The 25192-nt window shown below is 42.7% G+C and carries 22 protein-coding genes; 12 read left to right on the top strand and 10 right to left on the bottom strand.

The window, feature by feature from the left end; genetic code table 11:
* Window positions 1-90 precede the first annotated feature (90 nt).
* From IRJ18_RS08925 to IRJ18_RS08915, 3 genes are all read left to right on the top strand, one after another.
* Window positions 91-1728, top strand: coding sequence for a hypothetical protein (locus IRJ18_RS08925; protein WP_228072654.1), 1638 nt, complete (start codon window positions 91-93; stop codon window positions 1726-1728).
* A gap of 71 nt (window positions 1729-1799) precedes the next feature.
* Window positions 1800-3587 carry a translation elongation factor 4 gene (lepA, locus tag IRJ18_RS08920; RefSeq protein WP_194105835.1) on the top strand — a complete coding sequence of 596 codons (1788 nt, stop codon included), beginning with the start codon at window positions 1800-1802 and terminating at the stop codon, window positions 3585-3587.
* A 68-nt stretch (window positions 3588-3655) separates the two neighbouring features.
* The gene (locus IRJ18_RS08915; protein ID WP_194105834.1) at window positions 3656-4537 is read left to right on the top strand and encodes a bifunctional 5,10-methylenetetrahydrofolate dehydrogenase/5,10-methenyltetrahydrofolate cyclohydrolase; all 882 of its coding nucleotides are present in this window, start codon (window positions 3656-3658) and stop codon (window positions 4535-4537) included.
* A gap of 120 nt (window positions 4538-4657) precedes the next feature.
* Here IRJ18_RS08915 and IRJ18_RS08910 read toward each other — a convergent pair whose 3' ends face one another.
* Window positions 4658-4993 (bottom strand): Rieske (2Fe-2S) protein, encoded by a 336-nt coding sequence (locus tag IRJ18_RS08910; RefSeq protein WP_194105833.1) that lies wholly within the window; start codon window positions 4991-4993, stop codon window positions 4658-4660.
* Between the two features lie 5 nt (window positions 4994-4998).
* Window positions 4999-5763 (bottom strand): hypothetical protein, encoded by a 765-nt coding sequence (locus tag IRJ18_RS08905; protein ID WP_194105832.1) that lies wholly within the window; start codon window positions 5761-5763, stop codon window positions 4999-5001.
* Between the two features lie 148 nt (window positions 5764-5911).
* Between IRJ18_RS08905 and IRJ18_RS08900 the strand changes: the two genes are divergently transcribed.
* Together IRJ18_RS08900 and IRJ18_RS08895 are read left to right on the top strand one after the other, a co-directional pair.
* On the top strand, window positions 5912-6535 hold the full coding sequence (locus tag IRJ18_RS08900; protein ID WP_194105831.1) for a 7-carboxy-7-deazaguanine synthase QueE: 624 nt from the start codon (window positions 5912-5914) through the stop codon (window positions 6533-6535).
* Window positions 6536-6571: 36 nt separating this feature from the next.
* Window positions 6572-8473: an OmpA family protein gene (locus tag IRJ18_RS08895; RefSeq protein WP_194105830.1), complete on the top strand. Its 1902-nt coding sequence runs from the start codon at window positions 6572-6574 to the stop codon at window positions 8471-8473.
* Window position 8474: 1 nt separating this feature from the next.
* Here the strand turns inward: IRJ18_RS08895 and IRJ18_RS08890 are convergent, their stop codons facing one another.
* Both IRJ18_RS08890 and recQ read right to left on the bottom strand, forming a co-directional pair.
* On the bottom strand, window positions 8475-9176 hold the full coding sequence (locus IRJ18_RS08890; RefSeq protein ID WP_194105829.1) for a hypothetical protein: 702 nt from the start codon (window positions 9174-9176) through the stop codon (window positions 8475-8477).
* Window positions 9177-9266: 90 nt separating this feature from the next.
* Entirely contained in the window at window positions 9267-11459 is a 2193-nt protein-coding gene (gene recQ / locus IRJ18_RS08885) for a DNA helicase RecQ (protein ID WP_194106684.1), read from the bottom strand.
* 238 nt (window positions 11460-11697) lie between these two features.
* Between recQ and IRJ18_RS08880 the strand changes: the two genes are divergently transcribed.
* The gene (locus IRJ18_RS08880; RefSeq protein ID WP_194105828.1) at window positions 11698-12783 is read left to right on the top strand and encodes a mannose-1-phosphate guanylyltransferase; all 1086 of its coding nucleotides are present in this window, start codon (window positions 11698-11700) and stop codon (window positions 12781-12783) included.
* Between the two features lie 112 nt (window positions 12784-12895).
* Here IRJ18_RS08880 and rlmB read toward each other — a convergent pair whose 3' ends face one another.
* A complete protein-coding gene (rlmB, locus tag IRJ18_RS08875) occupies window positions 12896-13675 on the bottom strand; it encodes a 23S rRNA (guanosine(2251)-2'-O)-methyltransferase RlmB (protein WP_228072651.1) in 780 nt (259 codons plus the stop codon).
* 271 nt (window positions 13676-13946) lie between these two features.
* Here rlmB and dnaB point away from each other — a divergent pair, with 271 nt between their 5' ends.
* The gene (gene dnaB, locus IRJ18_RS08870; protein ID WP_194105827.1) at window positions 13947-15512 is read left to right on the top strand and encodes a replicative DNA helicase; all 1566 of its coding nucleotides are present in this window, start codon (window positions 13947-13949) and stop codon (window positions 15510-15512) included.
* A 41-nt stretch (window positions 15513-15553) separates the two neighbouring features.
* Here the strand turns inward: dnaB and chrA are convergent, their stop codons facing one another.
* Together chrA and IRJ18_RS08860 are read right to left on the bottom strand one after the other, a co-directional pair.
* Complete coding sequence (gene chrA / locus IRJ18_RS08865) at window positions 15554-16753, bottom strand: chromate efflux transporter (RefSeq protein ID WP_194105826.1); 1200 nt, start codon at window positions 16751-16753, stop codon at window positions 15554-15556.
* A gap of 75 nt (window positions 16754-16828) precedes the next feature.
* A complete protein-coding gene (locus tag IRJ18_RS08860) occupies window positions 16829-17170 on the bottom strand; it encodes a tetratricopeptide repeat protein (protein WP_194105825.1) in 342 nt (113 codons plus the stop codon).
* 47 nt (window positions 17171-17217) lie between these two features.
* Between IRJ18_RS08860 and IRJ18_RS08855 the strand changes: the two genes are divergently transcribed.
* The 3 genes from IRJ18_RS08855 to IRJ18_RS08845 are packed head-to-tail and all read left to right on the top strand — an operon-like array spanning window position 17218 to window position 19595.
* Window positions 17218-17952: an electron transfer flavoprotein subunit beta/FixA family protein gene (locus IRJ18_RS08855; RefSeq protein WP_194105824.1), complete on the top strand. Its 735-nt coding sequence runs from the start codon at window positions 17218-17220 to the stop codon at window positions 17950-17952.
* Between the two features lie 32 nt (window positions 17953-17984).
* Window positions 17985-18962, top strand: a complete 978-nt coding sequence (locus tag IRJ18_RS08850) for an electron transfer flavoprotein subunit alpha/FixB family protein (RefSeq protein WP_194105823.1) — start codon at window positions 17985-17987, stop codon at window positions 18960-18962.
* 30 nt (window positions 18963-18992) lie between these two features.
* Window positions 18993-19595, top strand: a complete 603-nt coding sequence (locus tag IRJ18_RS08845) for a bifunctional nuclease family protein (RefSeq protein WP_194105822.1) — start codon at window positions 18993-18995, stop codon at window positions 19593-19595.
* A 166-nt stretch (window positions 19596-19761) separates the two neighbouring features.
* Here IRJ18_RS08845 and IRJ18_RS08840 read toward each other — a convergent pair whose 3' ends face one another.
* A complete protein-coding gene (locus IRJ18_RS08840; protein WP_194105821.1) occupies window positions 19762-20376 on the bottom strand; it encodes a porin family protein in 615 nt (204 codons plus the stop codon).
* Window positions 20377-20527: 151 nt separating this feature from the next.
* Between IRJ18_RS08840 and IRJ18_RS08835 the strand changes: the two genes are divergently transcribed.
* Entirely contained in the window at window positions 20528-21784 is a 1257-nt protein-coding gene (locus IRJ18_RS08835; RefSeq protein WP_194105820.1) for a nucleoside permease, read from the top strand.
* A gap of 229 nt (window positions 21785-22013) precedes the next feature.
* Window positions 22014-23069, top strand: a complete 1056-nt coding sequence (locus IRJ18_RS08830) for a DUF3667 domain-containing protein (protein WP_194105819.1) — start codon at window positions 22014-22016, stop codon at window positions 23067-23069.
* A 4-nt stretch (window positions 23070-23073) separates the two neighbouring features.
* On the opposite strand, the gene IRJ18_RS08825 is transcribed toward IRJ18_RS08830, so the two are convergent.
* Both IRJ18_RS08825 and IRJ18_RS08820 read right to left on the bottom strand, forming a co-directional pair.
* Window positions 23074-23670, bottom strand: coding sequence for a porin family protein (locus tag IRJ18_RS08825; protein WP_194105818.1), 597 nt, complete (start codon window positions 23668-23670; stop codon window positions 23074-23076).
* Between the two features lie 205 nt (window positions 23671-23875).
* Window positions 23876-25189 (bottom strand): TolC family protein, encoded by a 1314-nt coding sequence (locus IRJ18_RS08820; protein ID WP_194105817.1) that lies wholly within the window; start codon window positions 25187-25189, stop codon window positions 23876-23878.
* Between the last annotated feature and the right edge of the window lie 3 nt (window positions 25190-25192).

Genomic DNA, 25192 nt, shown 5'->3' with positions numbered 1-25192 from the left:
AAACGTATACTTGTATAATGCTAATAGACGAGTTGTACAATATTAGCTAACCCTAATTGTTTAAATAGTAAAACCCTGGTTATATTTGTTATGAAACTGCTTTTTATCCGCAAATCATTCATGTATCATCATTTGTTACTATTTATATTATTGCTGACGCATTGTACAAAATCTAAAATACAGATTCCTGCAACAAAAGATAGCATAACTGTTAGTGCAAGTTCAGCAAATGTCCCCCCGCCCGCCAGTGATGTCCCGTTAAAAAACATGTTTGGTGTGAATGTCTACGAATGGAATTTTCTTTCTAATCCGGCAGATGTCAACAATCGTACTACAATATATGAGGCCAACATGTCGCTGATAAAATCATTCAGCGCTATCAGGCATTACCTGGATTGGAATAAACTGGAATACACCGAAGGCAATTACACCTATGCCCCCACACACGACGGCAGCTGGGATTATGACCTGATATATACACGGTGCAAGCAGGAAGGAATTACTACGCTGATAGATATAAAGAATTGTCCAAACTGGCTGATGCAAACTTATCCATCCAGCTTACAGGATATTGAGAATGTCCCCGCTCCTTATGGCGCCGACCTTAGCAAACCCGCCAGTTATGTACAACAGGCTCGGGTAGCCTTTCAGGTGGCAGCCAGGTATGGGTATAATACAGCGGTAAATCCGGCTTTGGTAAAGGTAGATACCCGCCCGCGCTGGACTAACGATCAAATTAACGTAGTTAAAATAGGCTTAGGATTAGTAAAGTATATTGAGTGCGATAATGAACGGGATAAATGGTGGAAAGGCCCGCAAACACAGCAAACGCCCGAGCAGTACGCCGCTAATATGTCGGCGTTTTATGATGGGGATAAAGGCAAATTAGGCAGTAATGCCGGCGTTAAAACTGCCGATCCGAACATGCTGGTAGTAATGGGTGGCCTGGCCAGCTGCGATACAAATTTTGTAAAACGAATGATAGACTGGTGCCGCGTTAACCGGGGCGTAAAAGCCGATGGCACTGTTAATTTGTGTTTCGATATAATTAACTATCATTATTATTCAAATGATGGCAGCGTTAACCCGCGTACCGCAGCTACTACCGGGGTAGCCCCCGAGCTTTCTGAAGCAGGCATGCTTGCCGCTGCCTTTATGAAAGTTGGCAAAGCCAACCATGTGCCGGTTTGGGTAACCGAAGCAGGTTATGACATTAACCAGGGAAGCTACCAGAAGGCTATAGCCATTGGCAGCAAATCTGTAGCGCTTACCCAGGCCGATTGGATATTGCGTACGGCTTTATTATACATGCGCCATGGTATACAAAATTTGTTTTATTATCAATTATTTGATGATACCCCCGGAAGCCCTACCCAGTACGCTACATCGGGCTTAGCCGAAGGTACTAAACGCAGGCCTGCTGCCGATTATATTTTGCAAGCCACAAAGCTACTGGGCAACTACAACTACAGTAAAACCATAAATGCCGATCCGTTAGTTGACGTATATGTTAGTGGTAAAAAAGTAATGTATGTTTTAACAGTTCCTGATCAGAAAGGCCGGGCAGCCTTATATAGCCTTGATCTGGGTGAAAAAACATTGAGTACGAATGTATATAAACCTACCCCCGGGGCTGATGCCATGACCAAAACTGTAGGCATACCGGTAGCAGGTAAATTGAACGTAACCGCGACAGAAACACCCATATTTATTGAGGCTGGTAATTAGTATCATTCAAATTAGTTAATTCATCAGGTTAATAACAAATTATCCGCGTAAAAAGCTATTTTTGCGGCTGAATGAAGCACATACGTAATTTTTGTATCATAGCACATATCGACCACGGCAAAAGTACCCTTGCCGACAGGTTGCTGGAATATACTAATACCATTACCAAGCGCGAAGCGCAAGCCCAGTTGCTGGATGATATGGACCTGGAACGCGAGCGCGGTATCACCATAAAAAGCCATGCCATACAAATGGATTATGAGCTAAACGGTCAGAAATATGTACTGAACCTGATAGATACCCCCGGCCACGTTGATTTTAGCTACGAAGTTTCCCGTTCTATTGCCGCCTGTGAGGGCGCTTTGCTTATTGTTGATGCATCGCAAGGTATACAGGCGCAAACCATTTCAAACTTATATCTTGCTTTAGAGAACGACCTGGAAATTATCCCCGTGTTAAATAAAATGGACTTACCGGGCGCCATGCCCGAGGAAGTTAAAGATCAAATAGTTGAACTGATAGGCTGTAAACGCGAAGAAATTTTGGCCGCATCGGGGAAAACTGGTATGGGTGTACATGATATACTGGAAGCCATTGTTGCCCGTGTCCCCGCCCCTGTCGGTGATCCGGATGCACCTTTACAGGCCTTGATATTTGATTCGGTATTTAATTCGTTCCGTGGCATTATTGCTTATTTTAAAGTAGTAAACGGCGAAATAAGAAAAGGTGACCGGGTGAAATTTTTTGCCACCGAAAAACAATATATAGCTGAAGAGGTGGGCACTCTAAAATTGAACCAGGTGCCTAAAGATGTGATAAAAACCGGCGATGTAGGCTATATCATATCAGGTATTAAAGAGGCCCGCGAAGTGAAAGTTGGGGATACCATTACCAATATTGCGCGCCCGTGTGCCGAAGGTATTCAGGGCTTTGAGGAAGTAAAGCCAATGGTATTTGCCGGGATCTATCCCGTGGATACTGAAGATTACGAAGAGCTGCGTGAAGCAATGGCTAAACTACAGCTTAATGATGCTTCGTTGGTTTTCGAGCCTGAGTCGTCTGCCGCATTGGGCTTCGGTTTCCGTTGCGGTTTCCTGGGGATGCTGCACATGGAGATCATCCAGGAGCGCCTTGAGCGCGAATTTGATATGACGGTAATTACCACCGTACCAAACGTATCGTACATTGCCTATACTACCCGTGGCGAAGACCTGTTGGTGAACAACCCTTCAGATTTGCCCGATCCAAGTAAACTGGAGTATGTTGAAGAGCCTTATATTAAAGCCAGTATCATCACAAAATCCGAGTTTGTAGGCCCTGTAATGTCGTTATGTATTCAGAAGCGTGGTATTATAACTAATCAATCGTACTTGACATCTGACCGCGTAGAACTGACCTTTGAAATGCCGATGGGCGAGATCGTGTTCGATTTTTACGATAAACTGAAAACTATATCTAAAGGCTATGCTTCGTTTGATTACCATCAGATAGGTTATCGTCAGTCCGATTTAGTGCGTTTGGATATCCGCCTGAACGGCGAGCCTGTAGATGCCCTGTCGTCGTTAATACACCGCAGCAACTCGTACGATTTTGGCAAAAAGATATGTGAAAAGCTGAAAGAACTTTTACCACGCCAGCAATTCGAAATTATTATTCAGGCTTCTATCGGCGCTAAGATCATCGCACGTGAAACAGTAAAAGCTTTGCGCAAGGATGTTACGGCTAAATGTTATGGTGGTGATATCTCGCGTAAGCGTAAACTATTGGAAAAACAGAAAAAAGGTAAAAAACGCATGCGCCAGGTAGGTAACGTAGAGATACCACAATCGGCGTTTATGGCGGTACTTAAATTAGATTAATTGAATCGAGAGTAAGAATCGGCATAGAATGTGTTTTGATTCTTGACTCTCATATCTTGACTCTCACAATGCAGCTACTCGACGGAAAATACGTATCAGAAAAACTTAAAGGTGAAATAGCCCAGCAAGCGGCTGAAGTTTTAGTGCGCACAGGGCGCAAGCCACATTTGGTAGCGGTTTTGGTTGGGCACGATGGCGGCAGCGAAACTTATGTAGCCAGTAAAATGCGCAATTGCGAGGCAGTCGGTTTTAAATCGAGCCTGGTACGTTATGAAGATACGGTAACCGAAGAAGAACTGCTGATAAAAGTGGCCGAACTAAATGCCGATGATGATATTGATGGTATTATTGTTCAACTCCCGCTGCCAAAACACATTGACCCTGAAAAAGTAACCGAACGTATTGACCACAGAAAAGATGTTGACGGCTTCCACCCTATTAACCTGGGCCGTATGCAGCGTAACCTGCCTTCGTTTATTCCCGCTACGCCTTATGGTATTACCCTAATGCTGAAAAAATACGGTATTGAAACGGCTGGTAAGCACTGTGTAGTAGTTGGCCGCAGTAATATTGTTGGTTCACCAATGAGCATATTAATGGCCCGTAATACACAACCCGGTAACTGCACGGTAACCATTTGCCACAGTCGCACCCCCGATATTAAAAAGTTTACACTTGATGCCGATATCCTGATTGTTGCTATTGGTAAAAAGAACTTTGTAACAGCCGATATGGTGAAGGATGGCGTAGTAGTTATTGACGTAGGCATGAACCGCGAAACATCAACCCTCACCAAATCGGGGTATAAGCTTTATGGGGACGTTGATTTTGAAGGCGTTTCGCAAAAAGCGTCATGGATAACCCCCGTTCCCGGTGGCGTAGGCCTAATGACCATTATCGGCTTGTTGAAGAATACCTTAGCATCGGCTAATAAAGAGGTTTATAGTTAACCATCTTCATATTGTCATTGCGAGCGATAGCGTGGCAATCTCATAGGTAGTTTACATACGACGAGATTGCCACGTCGCCCTGCACACGATCTTCGCGGCTCCTCGCAATGACGTTGGGTTTTATTGAAATAAACTTTTGAGCTTCTCCCTAAACGTATTAAAGCCTACAAATATCATCCCGTCTTCCACTTTAACAGCGTAGGTATTCACGTAATCGTTTTGACCCGGGCTACCTTTACCCGTTTCCAGGCTGTAGGAAAAACGATGATAAGCACATACAATTTTTCCCTCCGTACACCAGCCACGGGATAGATCTTCGCCGGCATGGGGGCATTTGTTAGCCAAAGCATAAATATGGCCACCGTACCCTACCAGGCAAACATTGTGGCCGCCTACTGAAACTCGTTTAATAAATGGCTTATCGGTATTGGTTACACCGGTATTATACCACTTCATCCAGGCTAAAAATCTATTTTAAGGTTCATGGACGATGGGTTTTTAATAATATCGTCCATATTGGTTTGTAAAGTAACGCGGCGCCTGTCGGCAGATAATACGGCTTTGGGATTATCTATCTTCTTTACCGGCTTCGCAAAATTCAGCACTACTTTATAAGGTGTTTCTATCAGCATGGCCTTAGCCATGGCAAAAGTTGATGCAGTCCGTTTCAGGAACGCGTTAAATTTCGACAGATCGATAATACGATAAAATTTATGCGCGGTAATTTCATAGACGTAATAATCTTCGCCCGATATCAATTGCTGCGGATCAAAAGCAGTATTTTTTTTGCTGTTTTTTGTAATGGCATTAACACCCCCGGCACTGCTTAGCTTAGAGATATGTTCCAGGTAATACTGCAGATCGGCTATGTTTTTAGCTTCATGGTTCAAGCTAACCTTCATCAGGTTTTTCTTCAAATTCATGTTCACGTTCAGCTGACTGGCCTTGGCCATGTTCACTTCGTCAACACTCATTTTACTTATAGTAGTATCAGGTAAGGCGGTGTAGAAGTTTAGGGTAGTATCCTTCACCATGCCAAATTCGGGTGTCGACCGTACGGAATCGGTCATCAGGTTCATTAATACCGAGACGGCTTTGCTCATATCAAAATCATACACCACACTGCATGATCCATCGGCCTTAAAATTGTAATGCTCCTCTATATCCACGCAGGATGAAAGACAAAACATCAGCAATAAAATAACAGGAAAGTAAAGTCTTTTCATATCCCGTAAAATTTAAGGTAATAATACTGATTATTAATTAAATGCCGAACTGCAAAAATAGTTTGTATTAGTTGATTATTCACCCAAATCTCACCTTTAACCTTTTGCCTTTAACCTTTCGCCTCAATAAAGTACCTTTGCGCCGATTATGGCACATATAATTCCCGAGGACGGGACACTGCTTCCGTTAATGGAAGAATTTTATACAATACAAGGCGAGGGATTTAACACCGGTAAAGCGGCTTATTTCATTCGCCTGGGTGGTTGTGATGTAGGCTGCCATTGGTGCGATGTGAAAGAAAGCTGGGATGCCGAATTACACGCTTTAACTTCAGCTGATACGATAGTTGAACACGCTGCGCTACACCCGGCCAAAGCAGTGGTAGTGACCGGTGGCGAACCATTGATATATAACCTTGATTATCTTACCGAAAAATTACAGCAAAACGGTATTAAAACCTTTATTGAAACTTCCGGGGCCTATCCCCTTTCAGGCTCGTGGGATTGGATTTGTCTCTCGCCTAAAAAATTTAAGGCGCCTGTAAAAGAAGTGGCCAAACAAGCGCACGAATTAAAGGTTATAGTATTTAATAAATCGGATTTTTTATGGGCCGAAGAGCATGCTGCTATGGTTGGGCCAGGTTGTAAATTATACCTGCAGCCCGAATGGTCAAAATCTAAAGAAATGATACCACAGATAGTTGATTACGTAATGAATAACCCAAAGTGGGAAATTTCACTGCAAACGCATAAATATTTGAATATTCCTTAAAAAGTGTAACTTAGAATTATATCCGTATAATCCTGAATGAGAATTTCAATTACCCTAATATTGCTATTCTTTTTACCGGTACTGACATTTGCCCAGCAACGACAACTTTCTACCACCGATAAAGAAGCCCTAAAGAGTTACGCTTTAGCAAGTCAGGCTATTGATGAGAATAACTATGACGAAGCCATTCAGCAGCTTTATAATGCGGTAAAACGCGATGATAAGTTTATTGAGGCCCATTCCCAATTGGCCGATGTACTGCGTTTAAAACGGATGTACAAAGACGCGTTATCCCAGTACAGGGCGGTTATTGCACTTAATCCGGAATATAATCGGGCCATTTATTTAAAACTTGGTGAGGCTGAAATAAACAACGCCGAATATATACCGGCCAAAGCCGACCTGGAAAAATATATTACCTACCCCTACGTTACTGAACAGAACCGTTTTTATGCCCGCAAACTAATAGCTGATTGCGAGTTTAGTTTGAATGCATTACAACATCCGGTGCCCTTTAAACCCATCAATCTTGGGCCAGAAATAAATACTGCGGACGATGAATATCTGCCCGTAGCTACTGCCGATGAAAGTACATTGATATTTACCCGTAAAATAAACAATAACGAGGACTTTTATAAAAGCACAAAGGCAGATAATAAATGGCAAACAGCTACTTACCTGAGTAACCTGATCAACACGCCTAATTTTAACGAGGGCGCGCAATCTATTTCGCAGGATGGTAAATACCTGTTTTTTACAGGTTGCAACCGTCCCGATGGTTTAGGGCGCTGCGATATTTATATTTCGTTAAAAAAAGGGAACGATTGGGCCAAGCCCAGGGACTTACCACCACCCATTAACAGCCCCGGATGGGAATCGCAACCATCAATAAGTGCCGATGGGCGTACGCTTTACTTTGTGAGCAACCGTAAAGGCGGGTATGGTGGTTATGATATCTGGAAATCTATTTTAACCCCCAATGGCTGGGGCGAGCCTATTAATTTAGGACCCAACATAAATACTACGTTTGATGAGCAATCGCCATTTATTCACCCGGATGATAGTACACTCTACTTTTGTTCAAATGGTTGGCCGGGAATGGGGAATAAGGATTTATTTGTGAGCCGGTTAAGTAAAAAAGGCGAATGGCAGAGACCTGAAAATTTGGGGTATCCAATTAATTCAAGCGGCGATGAGAACGGCCTGACCATAACGGCTAATGGTAACTATGCCTTTTTTGCTTCGAACAACCTGAATGGCTTTGGTGGCTTTGATATTTATACATTCGAGTTGCCGGTTGCGGTGCGGCCGCACATGGTAACCTACGCCAAGGGCACGGTACATGATGGTACCACCAAGCAACCACTGGAAGCGGCTGTAGAGATCATCGACCTGGAAAATGGTTTGGCGGTTTACCAGGATTATAGTTCGGCCACAACGGGTGAGTTTTTAGCAACGCTTACCACGGGGAAGAATTATGGCCTGACCGTAACTAAAAATGGCTATTTATTTTATTCTGAAAACTTCTCGCTGGTTGGGCACAAGGTGAATAATCCATTTAATGTAAAGATAGCGCTGGAACCCATAGCCATTGGCAGTAAGGTTATTCTGAAAAATATATTCTTTGATACCAACCGTTTCGATCTGAAACCGGAGTCGATGTCGGAATTGAAAAAGATCATCGACTTTTTAGCACTTAACCCTAATGTGAAGATTGAAATATCCGGTCACACGGACAACGTGGGTAATGATCAAGCGAACCAAATACTTTCCGAGAACCGGGCAAAATCGGTCTACAAATTCCTGGTTGACCATAGCGTAAACACCAACCGCATGATTTTTAAAGGCTACGGCAAAACCCAGCCAATAGCGCCAAATACCAGTGATGAAAACCGGGCTATGAACAGGAGGACGGAGATTCAGATTATTGGGAAGTAAATCACTGAACTGATGCTGTAGCAAGTATTTGCCAATTAGCTTTTACTTTATTGTATAAATCCACATTAACCGAACTGCTTATTAATAAAGTACCATCAGGTGTGCGATATGCATTTTCAAGTTCGGGTGCAAGAATATTATTTAATATTTTACTTAAATCATAGCTGATAGTAATTTTTGTTGCTCCCGTAGATGTAGTTGTAAAATTACTTACCGCAAGTTTTATTTCAAATTCATCAGAGTTAGCTATGACCATTGGCACTTTATTACCTTTAAAATCAGTGTAGGTGGCGGTGAGATTAAATGCAAGATCTGATTTGGCTGATTTTTTTAAATGTAATGCCACTTTGGTATTGGTATACTGCCCTGCGGTGAGTGACACATTTCCAGCTAATCCATCACCTGATAGAATATTGATGTTTTTTTGAATGGGTATTTTAGTGCTTACAACTGTTGAACCTGTACCCTCAAACGATAACTCCTCGGCGTAAATCGTTCCTGTAAGCCATGCAACAGAGCCGGTGGCTTGTGTTTTAAGGTTATTAGAACCTGTAATTAACGCACCTGAGTTTACAGCTTTTGCGTAATAAGTGATATTAGTGATTTGATTTGTTGTTGTATCAGTATTCGTATTATTGTCCTTTTTACAGGCACAGATAAATAACGAGGCAAAAAATAGTGATTTAATGTAAGTTGTTTTCATTGTGATATTTAAGTTGACTAAAAATAACACTTAAATATTAAAATACAACATACTATTAAAGCAAAAATGCCTTAACTTAAGGCGCTTTTGCTAATTCCCTAATTCCGACATAAACTTTATACGCATCAGTTGCACTTCTTCGCGGGTGTAATCGTCACCGCCCAGTTCAACAAGGGCATGGTCAATAGAATCTACTTCAGCGGTGCGGAAATAATCAAATACTTCTTCCTGCTTATCCTCGTCTATCACCTCGTCAATATAGTAGTTCAGGTTAAGCTTGGTGCCCGAGTTTACAATGGTTTCTACCTCGCGCAGCACATCTTCATAAGTAATGCCTTTAGAAGCGGCTATATCCTCCAAATTCAGGTGCCTGTCTATGTTTTGGATAATGTAAACCTTCAGCGCCGATTTATTAGCCGCGCTTTTGATCACCATATCTACCGGGCGGTCTATTTCGTTATCCTCAACGTACTTCTTGATCAGTTCGGTAAACGGTGCGCCAAACTTAAGTGCTTTCCCTGCCCCTACGCCGGATATTTGTTTCAACTCTTCGGTAGTGATAGGGTAATGCGTGCACATTTCCTCTAACGATGGATCCTGGAATATCACAAAAGGTGGTAAGCCTTTTTGTTTAGCTATCTTCTTACGCAGGTCCTTCAGCATTTGCAATAGCTCGGTATCTAGTGCACCGCCACCGCTCTTAGGGTTCTCATCGTCCGAATCATCGTCCGTAGCGCCAATCGGCCTGTTCATCACAAAACGGATGCTATGCGGGTTTTCAAGGAAGTCGTGACCCTTTTGGGTCAATTTTAACAGGCCGTAGTAATCAATATCCTTTGATAAATAATTATCCAGCAAAGCCTGCCGCATTAACGATTTCCAAAGCAGTTCGCCATCGTCCTTGCCCGAACCAAAGGTTGGTAGTAAATGATGTTCGTAATGATGCACCTGGGGGTTATCTGCGCCCATTAATACACTCACTACATGATGATCGTCAAACTTCTCGCCAAGGTCGCGTATCAGGCTTAATGCGCGGTGTAAATGCTCCTCGCCATCAAACTGCTGTTTATGCGCGCAGCAATTGTCGCACATGTTATTACAACCCGCCTCGTTAAAGTTTTCGCCAAAATAATGCAGTATCTGCTTGCGGCGGCAAACCGATGATTCTGCGTAATCAATAACCTCTTTCAGTATCTGTGTACCGATCTCTCTTTCAGAAACCGGTTTATCTTTCATAAACTTTTGCAGTTTATCAATATCTTTTTCCGAATAAAAGGCTACGCATATCCCCTCGCCGCCGTCACGGCCGCTGCGGCCGGTTTCCTGGTAATAACCTTCCATGCTTTTAGGCATATCATGGTGTATCACATAACGCACATCGGGTTTATCAATACCCATGCCGAAAGCTATAGTAGCTACAATCACCTCAATATCTTCCATCAGGAATTTATCCTGTGTATCGGCGCGTACCTTAGCATCCAGGCCGGCATGGTATGGCATGGCGTTAACCCCATTAAGCGTTAATGCCTGTGCAACTTCCTCAACCTTTTTGCGGCTAAGGCAATAAATAATGCCCGATTTACCCGTGTGCTGCTTAACAAATTTTACAATCTCTTTTAACACGTTCTGCTTAGGGCGAACCTCGTAAAATAAGTTAGAACGGTTGAACGATGATTTGAACACCGTAGCGTTATTCATTTGCAGGTTCTTTTGGATATCCTGCTGTACTTTTGGGGTAGCTGTAGCGGTTAAGGCTATAATTGGGATGTTCTCGCCAATATTGCTGATCACCTGGCGTATCTTACGATATTCGGGCCGGAAATCGTGCCCCCATTCTGATATACAGTGCGCCTCATCAACTGCCACAAACGACACTTGGTTCAGGCGTAAAAAATCAATATTGTCCTGCTTGGTTAATGATTCAGGGGCTACATATAACAACTTGGTTTTGCCACCAAGTACATCCTCTTTTACCCGGGCTATTTCTGATTTAGTTAACGAAGAATTTAAAAAGTGAGCTATACTATCCGACCCGCCGAACGCCCTGAGCTGATCGACCTGGTTTTTCATTAAGGCAATTAGTGGAGAAATTACTATAGCTGTACCTTCGCTCATTAAAGCCGGCAACTGATAGCACATAGATTTGCCGCCACCTGTAGGCATGATCACGAAGGTATCGTTGCCTGACAAGATATTGGTTATAATCGCTTCCTGCTCCCCTTTAAAATTATCGAACCCGAAAAAATTTTGAAGATTATCAAAAAGAGATTTTTTTGTCTCTATCATTTATATACGTTTACGTCTGTTTTTAAAAGTTCAAAATAACAAAATTTTCTGTATAAACCATGCATAGGTTTCATTTTTTTAAATAAATATGATAATCCATACAAACAATTCATTTTTTTATTCATTTTTATCCTCGTGATAAGACAGGTTATTTAACGCAGTTTTTATTTAAATTGTATAATTGACAGTCTTACTATGTATAAAAAATTGACACTATTATTGATAGTAAAAGCAAATGAATAAAAACTACTATGCCATTATAATGGCCGGAGGCATCGGGAGTCGTTTTTGGCCCATCAGCCGCACATCTCACCCTAAACAATTTATTGATATTTTAGGTACAGGAAAAACGCTTATACAGCAAACCTACGACCGCTTTTTAAAGATATGCCCGCAGGAGAATATTTACATTGTAACCAACGAAATATATAGCGGCCTTGTTAAAGAACAACTTCAGGGTATTGGTGACCACCAGATACTTACCGAGCCGGTAATGCGCAATACCGCGCCTTGCGTGGCTTATGGCTGTTTTAAAATAGAAAGCATTAATCCGGATGCCGCGATAGTAGTGGCCCCTTCAGATCACCTGATATTGGACGAAGCCGCTTTTGTAGCCACAATCGAAAAATCATTACAGGCTGCTACAGCTAATGATTGCCTGATCACGCTGGGCATAAAACCATCGCGGCCTGATACAGGCTACGGTTATATCCAGTATACCGATAAAACAATTAACAACGAATTTCATAAGGTAAAAACCTTCACCGAAAAGCCTTCACTGGAGATTGCCAAAACCTTTATCCAAAGCGGAGACTTTTTGTGGAACGCGGGCATATTTGTATGGTCAGCCAAGGCCATAGTGGCTGCATTTGGTAAGTACCTGCCAGATATGAACGACATTTTTGCCGATGCCCGTTCTGTATACAACACCGACGATGAAAAAGCACATATCCATACCGCTTATCAGCAATGCACCAATATCTCTATAGATTACGGTATAATGGAAAAAGCCGCGAACGTATACGTGCTGCCCTCTGAATTTGGCTGGAGTGACCTGGGTACCTGGGCATCTATTTACCAATTAGCCGAAAAGGACTACGTAGGGAACGCTGTGATCCCTTCAGAGAAGGTTATTATGTACGATTCATCAAACTGTATGGTAAACGTCCCTGAGGGCAAATTAGTGGTGCTACAGGGCCTGCACGATTTTATTGTGGTAGAATCCAACAATACGCTGCTGATCTGTCCGCGCGACCAGGAGCAAAACGTAAAACAAGTGGTAGCCGATGTAAAACAGAAGTTTGGGACGAAGTATATTTGAGTTTGGTGATTAGTTAATTGGATATTAGAGATAGTTTCAATCAATGACAATAAGAAAAAGCGATGGGTAAAACCCATCGCTTTTCTTTTACTAATCTCTGATTAACTAATCCCTACTCACCAGCGGTGCGCTGCCTAATCGCTTCATACAAAATCACCCCGGTCGATACTGATACATTCAGCGATTCTATTTCGCCGAACATGGGTATTTTGGCCAGATGGTCGGCTATGCGGATTAGTTCGTTGCGGATACCTTCATCTTCCGAACCCATTATAATGGCGGTCGGTACGGTATAATCGGGTTTGTAAATATAATCGTTGGTTTTTTCGGTGCAGCAAACCAGCTGTAAGCCCGATTCCTGCAGAAACTTGGCCGATTGCAAGAGATTTTCCTGGCGGCAAACCGGGATTTTATACAATGCCCCGGCCGATGTTTTTATCGCGTCAGGGTTTATCTGCGCCGAACCTTTTGAAGGGATTACCAATGCATGTACCCCTGCACATTCGGCAGTACGGGCAATAGCGCCCATATTACGTACATCGGTAATGCTATCCAATATCAAAATTAAAGGCACCTCCCCTTTTTCAAATATCTGCGGGATAATGTCTTCAATACGCTGATAGGTAATTGGCGATATAAAAGCAACCGCTCCCTGGTGATTTTTAGGGGTTAGGCGGTTCAGTTTTTCTACCGGTACTTGCTGGGCTACAATATGATGTTCTGTTAACAGGTTACGCAAATCGTGAAACAGGCCGCCGGTTAATCCCCGCTGTAAATACAGGGCTTCAATTTCTTTACCTGCATCAATCGCTTCCATAATGGCCCTGATACCAAATACCATTTGATTACTTTCGCGTTTTTCCCTGTTTTCCCTGTTATTGTTGAATGCCATGCTGTTAACTTAATGAGGGGTCAAAAATAGCCATATTAATTCAATTGAGGCTATTTAAAAATGCTGCCATTTTTTGCTATTCATTTTCCGCATCAATTGCAAAAAGTAGTTTTTAACATCTAAATAAATGTATTGATAATCAATTTGATATAAAGATTTCAACAGCTAATGTGTTAATAAAAAAGTGCCAATTTTTTGAAATTTAGGGCATTACAAAAAGATACAACATTTTTGCCGTTTAGCAGATTTTTAGTATATTTTTGTTGTCCTTATGATTTCCGATAACGATCCGCAAAACAGAACAAATTTTAAAAGCAACGACCGTCGTGGCTTTAACCGTACCAATGCCCCAAGCAGTGGTTTAGGTAAGTTACCACCACAAGCGTTAGACCTTGAACAAGCCGTTTTAGGCGCGCTGATGTTGGAGAAAGACGCACTCTCATCGGTAATAGATATTTTAAAACCCGAGGTGTTTTACGAAGAACGCCATCAGAAAATATTTGAATCTATAAGGGTATTGTTCGAGCGTACTTCTCCTGTGGATATCCTGACCGTTACTGCCCAGTTGCGCCAACAGGGTGAACTGGAAATTATAGGCGGCGCTTACTACATTACCGAATTGACCAACCGTGTAGCTTCAGCAGCCAATATTGAATATCACTCGCGCATTATCATCCAAAAATATATCCAGCGCGAACTGATCCGCATCTCTACAGATACGATCAATAATGCTTACGATGACACTTCTGACGTATTAGACCTGTTAGATAAAGCCGAAAAGAACCTTTTTGAAATTGCACAAAATAACCTGCGCCGTGATTCCCGTAAAATGGATGACCTGGTGCACGAGGCTTTGAAAGATATTGAAGCCCTGAAAGATAAAAAGGACGGCCTAACCGGTATCCCATCCGGCTTTACTGACTTAGACAGGATGACCTCGGGCTGGCAAAAGTCCGACCTGGTAATCATTGCTGCCCGCCCGGCAATGGGTAAAACGGCGTTCGTGCTAAGCTGCGCCCGTAACGCCGCCGTTGATTTTGCCAAACCAGTTGTAGTGTTCTCGTTAGAGATGTCCTCGGTTCAGTTAGTTAACCGTTTGATATCGGGCGAGACCCAAATCGAACAGGAAAAGATACGTAAGGGCACTTTAGAAGAATGGGAATGGCAGCAAATACACAGTAAAGTTGGCCGCTTAGAACAAGCCCCGCTGATTATTGACGACACACCGGCTCTGAATATATTTGAATTTCGTGCCAAATGCCGCCGTTTAAAATCGCAGCATGATATCCAGCTGATCATCATTGACTACCTGCAATTAATGCATGGCAAGGCCGATGGCAAAGGCGGTAACCGCGAACAGGAAATTGGCAGTATCTCCCGTGCGTTAAAATCGGTAGCGAAGGAATTGAATGTGCCGGTGATAGCGTTATCGCAGTTAAGCCGTGCGGTAGAAAGCCGCCCGGGTGGTTCTAAAAAGCCAATGCTGTCGGATTTGCGTGAATCTGGGTCAATCGAGCAGGACGCGGATATGGTATTATTCCTGTACCGCCCGGAATACTACGGTCTGACTGTGGATGAGGATAACAACCCAACCCAGGGTGTCGGCGAGGTAATTATAGCCAAACACCGTAACGGTGAAACGGGTACGGTACGACTGAAATTTGTGGGTAAATACGTTAAATTCACCGACCTTGACCAGGGCATGGATTTTGGCGGAGGCGGTGGTATGGATAGTCCGTTCGGCGGCTTAACCCCTTCAACCAACTTTGACAGGCCAAGTAACGTGATCATCCGCCCTTCCCGCATGGATGATATGGATGATGAAGCACCGTTTTAGTAGGCTCCTTACCCCAAAGAGATTGAAAATTATTTAGGGGGCTAAAATATAAGCCCTAACACAACCCCGAGGATGATAATTACCGGGGTTTTTATTTTGGTAAAATAAAGCAAGGCGAAGGTGCCGGCCATTAAGCCATAAGCCAGCCAATCCCCTGAAAATGGTTTGGTTAACAGCACAAACGCTGTAGCCATAAAGCCCACAGCTACAGAATTAATACCACTCAGCGAGTTTTTTATCCGCGTTATCTTCTTAAGGTCTTCCCAAAAAGGAACGATAAAAAGTATCAGGATCAGACCTGGTAAATTAATCCCGATCACGGCAACTAAGCTACCAACTAATTGTCCACCAATACTATATCCTTTGTTACTTAAAGTAATTCCGCCCACAAATGAAGTAAATGAAAATGTTGGACCAGGCAGGGCTTGTTGTATTGCATAGCCCGAAAGAAACTCTGAATTACTGAGGTAATGTTTCACTTCCACAAACTCGGTATACATCAGCGGAACAAGCACCTGGCCCCCGCCAAATATCATAATGCCGTTGCGGTAAAAGTTTTCAAATAAACGTATGGGCAAACTAAAAGGCGATGTACGGTTAATTAAAGCCCCCATTGCTGCGAATAGTAACAGGATACCAATAAAATAGCTCACTTTGCGGCGGTTTACGTTGGCAAATAGCTTTACACGTAATTCATCTTCCTGCGGCTGCGTTTCCCAGGCGGATGAGATGATCCCCCCCATCATGATGAGTATGGGGAACGCGTAGGCGTTTTGCAGTATCAGCGTTGCTATTAACGACCCAATAGCCAGCATTACACTGGCCTGCGATTTAAGGCACCGCACAGCGAACGTATATGTAGCATAAGCTACAATGCCTACCGCCATGGGTTGTATATACTTTAACACTTCAGCTATTTTAGTATGCCCTGCAAAAGCCTTATAAAAAATAGCCGCCGCCGACATAATCGCCGCTGAGGGCAATATCCAGATTAAAAAAGTAATGATAGCCAGGCGTAAGCCCCCTACTTTCCAGGCAATACCTACTACAGTTTGGGTTGATGACGGGCCCGGCAACACCTGTGAGAGGGCGCTCAGCTCCATTAATTCGTCTTCGGTAATATAATGTCGTTTTTCTACAAAATCGCGCAGCAGCATGGCAATATGGGCCTGTGGCCCACCAAAAGATGTAAAAGTGTAAACCAACACATCTCGAAGAAATAATAATTGCCGTTTGTTCATGTAGTCCTGGCCATGGTCGATAGTCCATGGATAATATTCTAAAACTATGGTCTATGGTCTATCAACCATGGACTTTTAATAATCATCGTCATCATCTTCAAAACCATTTAACTGGTTATATACCCCTTGTAATTCAGCCAGCGCGTGGTTGTCGCGGGCCTCACGGGCGGTTTTCATGCCGGTTTCATAAGTCCTTAAAGCGTCATCTTTCCGGTTAAGGGCTTCATAAAGCTTGCCTAAATGGTAATAGGTACCAACGTATTTTGGGTGATCGTTCACCAGTCGCTCATAATAGCTTAACGCGTTATCTACCTGATTTAAACGCAGGTATTCGGTAGCCAGGGCGTACAATAAAAATTCATCATCGGGCTCGTTCTCCAAAAACTCCAGTAACTTTTGTAATCTATCTGCCTGCATTTTAAACGCGTTCTTTTTTTACTAAATTTGCAAAAACCTATTATACTATGAAGATATTAGTGTGCATAAGCAACGTGCCCGACACCACGACAAAAATAACCTTTACAGATAACAACACGCAATTTAATACAAACGGTGTTCAATTTATATTGAACCCTTATGATGAGATTGCCCTGGCCCGCGCCATCGAACTGACCGAAGGCAACGGAAGTGTTACTGTTATTAACGTTGGCGAGGCTAATACCGAACCAACCATCCGCAAGGCGCTGGCCATTGGCGCTACCGATGCGGTACGTATTAATGCCCTGCCGCATGATGCCTGGTTTGTTGCTAAACAAATTGCTGAATACGCCAAACAAGGCGGGTTTGACCTGATATTGACCGGACGTGAATCTATAGATTATAACGGCGCTAAGGTAGCTGGTATGGTTGGCGAATTACTGGATATCCCATCGGTATCGGTAATTAAAAAATTAGATGTTAGCGGTGACAGCGCTACTGTTGAACGTGAGATTGAGGGCGGGAAAGAAATATTAACCATTCCTTTTCCGTTTATAGCCGGCACGGCAGAAGGTGTTGCCGAACCAAAGATACCTAATATGCGTGGTATCATGTCGGCGCGTACCAAGCCTTTACAGGTAATTGAGCCTGTTGCCGTAACCAATAATGTAGAAGTGACCGCCTACGAAACCCCTGCCCCACGCGGCCAGGTAAAATTAGTTAAGGCCGATGAAACAGCCAGCCTGGTTGACTTGTTGCACACCGAAGCCAAAGTAATATAATTTGTCCCAAACCTATAAATAAACCAAAAGAGATGCCAGTTTTAGTATATACAGAAAATGCCGGGGGCAAATTCAAAAAATCGATATTCGAAGTAGTTTCGTATGCACGTGCCATTGCCGATGCGCAAAACACATCGTTAACAGCCATATCTATTGGTGATGTTAGCGCCGATGAATTAGCCACCCTTGGTAAATACGGCGCCGATAAAGTATTGAACGTAAGCAATGCCAAGCTAAAAAGCTTTATTAACCAGGCGTATGCCTCGGTTGTGGCTGAAGCAGCAAAAAGTGAAGACGCTGATATTGTAGTATTATCCAACTCGTTTTCAGGCCGCGGCTTAGCCCCGCGTATTGGCGTTAAGCTGGATGCCGGTGTTGCTGATGGCGCTGTTTCGTTACCTGAGTTATCGGGTGGTAAGTTCAGCATCAAGAAAACAGCTTTCTCCGGGAAGGCCTTTGCAACAGTTGAATTAACATCGGCCAAAAAAGTTATTGCGCTAACACCAAACTCGTATAAAGTTGTTGATAAAGGTACATCAGCTAAGGTTGAAGATTTTACGGTTGATGTAAAAGAGTCGGATTTTAAAGCGATGGTGAAAGAGATTGTGCAATCGACAGATAAAGTGTCGCTGCCAGATGCGGAGATCGTAGTATCGGGCGGGCGCGGCCTAAAAGGCCCTGAGAACTGGGGCATGGTTGAAGAACTGGCTAATTTATTAGGTGGTGCTACTGCCTGCTCAAAACCAGTTTCGGATGCGGGTTGGAGACCACATAGCGAACACGTTGGACAGACCGGTATAGCTGTGAGTCCAAATTTGTATATTGCCATAGGGATTTCGGGCGCTATACAGCATCTGGCAGGTATCAGCCGTTCTAAAGTTATTGTAGTAATAAACAAAGACCCTGAAGCACCATTTTTTAAGGTTGCCGATTACGGTATAGTTGGCGACGCGTTTGAAGTGGTGCCTAAATTAATTGAAGCAGTAAAAGCATATAAAGCGACAGCATAAAAAAGGATTAGCCGGGATATGGGTAATGATATGAAAAAAATAAAGCTGGATATTGTGGGGCTGTCATACAGTCAAACGCAATCCGGCGCTTATGCTTTGGTTTTGGGCGAAGTAAGTGGCCGCAGGCGGCTGCCAATTATTATCGGCAGTTTTGAGGCACAGGCCATTGCTATTGAAATAGAGAAAATGACGCCAAGTCGCCCGCTTACGCACGACCTTTTTAAAAGCTTTGCCCAGGCCTATAATATCCAGATACAGGAGATCATTATCTATAACTTGGTTGACGGTATTTTTTATGCCAAACTGATCTGTTCGGACGGTAAGAAAACGGTTGAAATTGATGCACGTACCTCGGATGCTATAGCTATGGCCGTGCGCTTTGACTGCCCTATCCATACTTACGAGTTTATCTTATCCACCGCCGGCATCGTAATTGAAGGCAACGATTTTGTGTACCTTGAAAACCTTAACGATCAGCAACTTGAAGAGAAAAACCCCTCAGCGCCAGCCAGCAATTATAAATCGGTAAGCGTGGACGAGCTTAAGACCATGCTGCAGGAAGCGCTTGCCGAGGAAGCTTATGAGAAGGCGGCTAAGATCCGCGACGAGTTGAATAAGCGTAAGGCCTCCTGATGCCAAAATTATGGTTTACATGGTTTACAAAAATCGACTATATTTTCGCATTAAATGATTGATTTTCAATATTTTATATGGTTTACATACCCAAAAAGTGTAAACCATAATTTTACAAAAAAGGGGCGATATTAAATATCGCCCCTTTTTGTTAATGCCTTTTTTCTTAAAAGGTGAGGCCTATATTAAAAGCCCCCGTAGTGTTTCTGGAAGTTGACGGGCCGTTGTTAATATTTACAACACCAGCTTCCGCGTTGTATTCAATAAAAAACCTGGTTTGTGCACCAATCGGGAATTTTACACCAATACCAACATCAAGCCCGCCATCGGTTGAATTGAAATAGCCTTTAATATCAGTGTTACTATCTTTAAGTTCGGCACTTGTTAAAAATCCTATGTATGGCCCAAAGTTCAAATACCAATTTTTAGTGCGGCCAAAGTGCCAGTTAGCTAACAGTGGAATGGTTACATAATTTAAATTGTAATGATATGTAGTAAAGGTGGTTGCAAAGGTATTGCCATTAATGGTATAAAAACCATCAACCCAGCCTTTTTGGTCGTAAAGTACTTTGCCTTTAAAGCTCCAGTGTTCTGAGAAATAATGTTCAACTGCCACACCTGCGTTGAAACCTGCTTTAAAAGCAGCGTTTGCCTCGCCCGACGTTACAGTTGCACCGTTGTAACCCACTTGAATCCCAAATTGTGTAGTACCCGTAGTTTGTGAAAACGCGGCTGTGCTAAGGCATAGCACGCCAAATACGATTGCAGAGATTTTTTTCATAAATTGTAAATAAAGTTTCGGCGAAGATAAAATTACTTTCAAATTTTTTCTAATAGTTCCACACATTGCAGTTTTCTCATTTCATAATATTTCCTTATTTTCCGCTTTTAATTCAATAATTATTTAATCTGATTTTAACCCGGACGCCTTTATGAATATTAAGTTTCGCTTAATACTGATGAATTTTATGCAATTTTTTATTTGGGGGGCCTGGCTGCTCACCATTGGCGCCTATTGGTTTCAAAATAAAGGATGGTCGGGCGCGCAGTTTGGCGCTATTTTTTCTACCATGGGTATCTCGGCTATATTTATGCCGGCGCTTACAGGTATTATCTCAGATAAATTTATCAATGCCGAAAAACTTTACGGCATTATGCACATACTCGGTTCGCTGGTGTTGTTTTCCATCCCAATGGTGACTAACCCAACCACTTTCTTTTGGATCATATTGCTTAATATGATCTTTTATATGCCAACCTTATCCTTGTCAATTACCGTGGCTTATTCCGCATTGAAAAGTCGCGGTGAAGATGTGGTAAAAGTTTATCCACCGATAAGAATATGGGGCACTATAGGTTTTATAGCTGCATTGTGGACAGTTAGCATTACCCATAATGAAACATCGGCTAATCAATTCTATATTGCATCGGCAGTGGCTATGGCATTAGGTATCTATTCGTTCACGCTGCCTAAATGCCCGCCGCTGATGAACAAGGTCAGTAATAAATCTTTTGTTGATGCTTTGGGGTTGAAGGCTTTTACATTATTCAAAACGCCCAAATTCGCTATATTTTTCGCCTTTTCCATGCTTTTAGGCGCGGCACTGCAGTTAACAAATGCTTATGGCGATACCTATATCCACGATTTTGATAAGATAGCCGCTTATAAAGATACCATCACGGTGAAATACCCGGCTATCATTATGTCTATCTCACAGGTATCAGAAACGCTGTTTATATTGGCTATCCCCTTCTTTCTGCGCAAGTTTGGTATCAAGTATGTCATGCTGTTCAGTATGCTGGCCTGGGTGTTGCGTTTTGGCTTATTTGCCTTTGGTAACCCGGCAGATGGCCTGTGGATGATCGTGTTATCGTGTATTGTTTACGGCATGGCGTTCGATTTTTTCAATATCTCCGGCTCCCTGTTTGTTGAAACCCAAACCACTCCCGAAATACGTGGCAGCGCGCAGGGTTTGTTTATGATGATGGTCAACGGCTTTGGCGCATTCTTCGGCAGTATGATCAGTGGCTGGGTTATCCAGCATTTCTTTACTCACGGCGATGAGAAAGACTGGCACAACATATGGTTAAGCTTTGCCGCCTATGCTTTGGTTATTGCAGTTATATTTCCGTTTGTGTTTAGATACAAACATAATAAAGCACTTGTTGAGGCTATTAATCACGTATAAGGCGTTAAATAAAAATATCTGCATTATATAAGCGGCTGTTTAAATAAATTAAGTACGTCATCGCGAGGAGCTTCTACCAGCGACATGGCGATCCCGACAAGTAGAGCGGCTCTACATACCGGGGATTCCCACGCAACGCTCGCAATGACGCACTTTTATAAATTTTTAATAAATTCTAATCAGGCATTTTTGCTATTTTAGCCCGACTTATACACGGCCCTATCACCACATGAAGAAACATTATCGCCATGAAAACGACTGCCTGAATTGCGGTACCGAGCTGCAGGGAAAGTTTTGCCATAACTGCGGCCAGGAAAACTTGCAGATAAAAGAAAGTTTTGGGCATATGGTGAATCATGCGGTGAGCGATTACTTCCACTTCGACCAGCAATTTTTTCATACCCTGAAACCATTGCTGCTTAAGCCCGGCAAACTAACCCTCGAGTATATGGCTGGCCGCAGGGCACAATACCTGCACCCGGTTAAAATGTACATTTTTATTAGTTTGGTTTATTTTCTATTGATATTTAAAACCAATCACGAGGTTGTACGGGTAAACGATGGCAAACATGTTTCGAAAAAAGAAGTAGCTGAAAAAGTAAAAAAGGAATTGGATAAAAACGGTGCCCTGTCTGCCGATCAGAAAAAAAACATAGAAAAAACCGTTAAAAATGCTTTGCCGGCCGAAGGTGTTAAAATAAGTAATGATGGCAGCCCGGTAAAAATAACGGATAGCGGCGACGATAAAACTGACAGCACATTTGCCCAATATACGGCCAGCCAAAACAAACTACCGGTTGATGAGCGCGATGGATTTTGGGAACGTTTTTATAACAAATCAAATTACGCATATAAAGAAAAATACGGCGCGCATGCTAAAGAAATGTTTATGGAAGATGTGAAACACAACGCGCCTAAAATGATGTTTGTGCTGCTTCCCTTATTTGCATTAATATTAAAATTTACATTTTGGCGGAATAAAAAATATTACGTAGAACATATGATCTACGCAATTCACCTTCACTGCTTCTTCTTCCTTTTCTCAGCCATCATATTAATTATCCAAATGATACTGCCTGAAAGCTGGAGTGTTGTTAGCAACTGGTTGACGGCGATTCTTTGCATTTACACATTGTATTACATTTACCGGTCGTTACGGGTAGTGTATAACCGTCGTCGCTGGGTTACTATCAGGAAAATGATCAGTATGTCATTTATGTACTGGATCATGGTATGTATTTGCCTGGTTGGCCTTGTTACCCTTGTTGCGGCCCAAGCCGGTTAACTCATTACAACGAAAATAAGCGATACCCTAAGGTTAAGTTGAACAGGTTTATCCTGGTTTCATCGTTGCCGTTGTTATAAGGCTGCTTGGTTAAACCATATTCATAACGGAAATCAATAGAAACTTTTTTCAGGTCTAAACCAGCGCCGAATGTCCAGGCCAGGTTCTGGTCTTTGTAGTTCAAATGCAGGGCATTCCCCAGCGCATCGCCTACGTTCTGATCTTTATTAATAGCAAACGATACTAACGGCCCGGTATAAAACCTGCCGCCTACGCCAAATGCGCCTATTTTAGTGCCTAATAACAGCGGCAGATCGATACTGGTGAAGGTGGCCTTATTTTGTGTGCTGCCACTGTTTACAGTTACGCTTTTGCTGGTAATATACAATTCGGGTTGAAAATTGAAGCCCAAGCCCCCTGCCCTTGCATAAATCCCGCCAAGGTACCCTGCCCTGTTTTCGGTAGCAAAGGTTGCTGTATGCGAAAATCGCGACAGGTTCATGCCGCCTTTAACGCCAAATTCAAACGATGGGATAATTTGTGCCGTAGTTAATTTTGCCATTAACAGGCAAACGGTTAAAAATGAAATACACTTTTTCATAGTAAGTTTTTTAGGAAAACGGTTGAATGTAAATTTTGTGCTAAAAATAATAAAAGTGCCTGAACCGCGAAGTAAGGGATTGTCAGAACCGTGATTAAACAGATTGTCTGGACCGTGATTCAATGGATTATAAGGATTGCAGGATTAAAATCCTGTACATCTTAACATCTGTTTAATCGAGATTCAGACATCCCGGTTCAAACAATTACAGCGCCAGTTTCCCCTGGTAGTAATCTAATATTTTGGTGCGGATGAAGTAGTCGTACCGGGCATTTATTAAGCCAGTCTTAGCCCGGTCCAGGTTGCCTTTGGCTACAAGATAATCCACCGAATTCAGATCGCCTTCATTAAACCTTACCTCGGCAATACGGAATGATTCGGCATAGGCCGCCACCTGGTCGCCAAGTACCTGGTAACGCTCGTAAGCCGATGTCATATTCACATAGGCCTGTTCAACATTTTGCTTCAGTTGTATTTTGGTGGCATCGTTAGTATACTTAGCATCCTGTAACACTATTTTGGCCAGGGAAACCCGGTTGCGGCTTCGGAAAGCATTCAAAATAGGGATACTTAAACCTATGCCTAAACCATTGCTATAATTGCCCCTGAACTGATCGCTATACGACCCGCGGGAACCGCTGGAATATTGGGTATTCACCCCTCCGTTAAATGATAGCGTTGGATATAAGTTACCCGAAGCAACCCTCACCCCTTTTTCGGCGCTTTGCACACGCAATTCGGCAGCCTTTACCAATGCCAGGTCATTTATAGCATTACTATATACCTGTGCCGACGTTTGTGCATATAAACCCGGCAATTCAGTGGCATTTAAGCGTGCCAGCTTTACCTCTTTATTAAAGGGCACGTTCATTATCTGCAATAAGTTTAGTTTGGCGGCATAAATGGCGTTGCGGGTGTTAATTATGTTCAGCTTATCGTTAGCCGCGGTACCACGCAGGTCATATAAAGTTTGGGGGGCAATGTTGCCTTCCTTGTTCAATATCTCGTTACGTTCTAACTGTTTATTTGATACCTCAAGCTGGGTTTTAGCTTGCGCAAACTGATCCTCGTTATCCAGCACCTGTAGGTAAGTAGTAATCACATTTAAACTAATATCATTTTTGGCTTGCTGATAATCCATTTTACCTGCCTGGTAAGCTAATGATGTTTGTTTAATGCTGTTTACTAACGATAAGCCGTTAAATAAAACCAGGTTGCTGCTCAGGTTATAATTAGCGTTAGTTATTTGGCTGTTTACATAAGTTAAATCGGCATTTTGGCTGCGGCCGTTATTTATGGTATGGTCAATATTACCATTAAGCGTAGGCAACATGTTTTCGCGGGCTTGTTTCCAGTATATGCGGTCGGTTTCCATTTGCAGTTCGCTTTTGTGCACCGTTAAATTATTCTTAATGGCAATATCAATGCATTGCTGTAGTGTAAGCACAGAATCGGCCTGTTGCGCAAATGCAGTTGACCACAAACAGGTAAGTATCAGTATATATTTAAAATAGCGCATTTG

The sequence above is a fragment of the Mucilaginibacter boryungensis genome, assembly GCF_015221995.1.
GTDB lineage: Bacteria > Bacteroidota > Bacteroidia > Sphingobacteriales > Sphingobacteriaceae > Mucilaginibacter > Mucilaginibacter boryungensis.
This window is presented reverse-complemented; position numbering and strand designations above follow the sequence as displayed.

What these genes read in the sequence shown, in the direction of transcription:
- IRJ18_RS08925 (WP_228072654.1), top strand. Translation starts at nt 91, where the DNA reads ATGAAACTGCTTTTTATCCGCAAATCATTCATGTATCATCATTTGTTA.
- lepA (WP_194105835.1), top strand. Translation starts at nt 1,800, where the DNA reads ATGAAGCACATACGTAATTTTTGTATCATAGCACATATCGACCACGGC.
- IRJ18_RS08915 (WP_194105834.1), top strand. Translation starts at nt 3,656, where the DNA reads ATGCAGCTACTCGACGGAAAATACGTATCAGAAAAACTTAAAGGTGAA.
- IRJ18_RS08910 (WP_194105833.1), bottom strand. Translation starts at nt 4,993, where the DNA reads ATGAAGTGGTATAATACCGGTGTAACCAATACCGATAAGCCATTTATT.
- IRJ18_RS08905 (WP_194105832.1), bottom strand. Translation starts at nt 5,763, where the DNA reads ATGAAAAGACTTTACTTTCCTGTTATTTTATTGCTGATGTTTTGTCTT.
- IRJ18_RS08900 (WP_194105831.1), top strand. Translation starts at nt 5,912, where the DNA reads ATGGCACATATAATTCCCGAGGACGGGACACTGCTTCCGTTAATGGAA.
- IRJ18_RS08895 (WP_194105830.1), top strand. Translation starts at nt 6,572, where the DNA reads ATGAGAATTTCAATTACCCTAATATTGCTATTCTTTTTACCGGTACTG.
- IRJ18_RS08890 (WP_194105829.1), bottom strand. Translation starts at nt 9,176, where the DNA reads ATGAAAACAACTTACATTAAATCACTATTTTTTGCCTCGTTATTTATC.
- IRJ18_RS08880 (WP_194105828.1), top strand. Translation starts at nt 11,698, where the DNA reads ATGAATAAAAACTACTATGCCATTATAATGGCCGGAGGCATCGGGAGT.
- rlmB (WP_228072651.1), bottom strand. Translation starts at nt 13,675, where the DNA reads ATGGCATTCAACAATAACAGGGAAAACAGGGAAAAACGCGAAAGTAAT.
- dnaB (WP_194105827.1), top strand. Translation starts at nt 13,947, where the DNA reads ATGATTTCCGATAACGATCCGCAAAACAGAACAAATTTTAAAAGCAAC.
- chrA (WP_194105826.1), bottom strand. Translation starts at nt 16,753, where the DNA reads ATGAACAAACGGCAATTATTATTTCTTCGAGATGTGTTGGTTTACACT.
- IRJ18_RS08860 (WP_194105825.1), bottom strand. Translation starts at nt 17,170, where the DNA reads ATGCAGGCAGATAGATTACAAAAGTTACTGGAGTTTTTGGAGAACGAG.
- IRJ18_RS08855 (WP_194105824.1), top strand. Translation starts at nt 17,218, where the DNA reads ATGAAGATATTAGTGTGCATAAGCAACGTGCCCGACACCACGACAAAA.
- IRJ18_RS08850 (WP_194105823.1), top strand. Translation starts at nt 17,985, where the DNA reads ATGCCAGTTTTAGTATATACAGAAAATGCCGGGGGCAAATTCAAAAAA.
- IRJ18_RS08845 (WP_194105822.1), top strand. Translation starts at nt 18,993, where the DNA reads ATGAAAAAAATAAAGCTGGATATTGTGGGGCTGTCATACAGTCAAACG.
- IRJ18_RS08840 (WP_194105821.1), bottom strand. Translation starts at nt 20,376, where the DNA reads ATGAAAAAAATCTCTGCAATCGTATTTGGCGTGCTATGCCTTAGCACA.
- IRJ18_RS08835 (WP_194105820.1), top strand. Translation starts at nt 20,528, where the DNA reads ATGAATATTAAGTTTCGCTTAATACTGATGAATTTTATGCAATTTTTT.
- IRJ18_RS08830 (WP_194105819.1), top strand. Translation starts at nt 22,014, where the DNA reads ATGAAGAAACATTATCGCCATGAAAACGACTGCCTGAATTGCGGTACC.
- IRJ18_RS08825 (WP_194105818.1), bottom strand. Translation starts at nt 23,670, where the DNA reads ATGAAAAAGTGTATTTCATTTTTAACCGTTTGCCTGTTAATGGCAAAA.
- IRJ18_RS08820 (WP_194105817.1), bottom strand. Translation starts at nt 25,189, where the DNA reads ATGCGCTATTTTAAATATATACTGATACTTACCTGTTTGTGGTCAACT.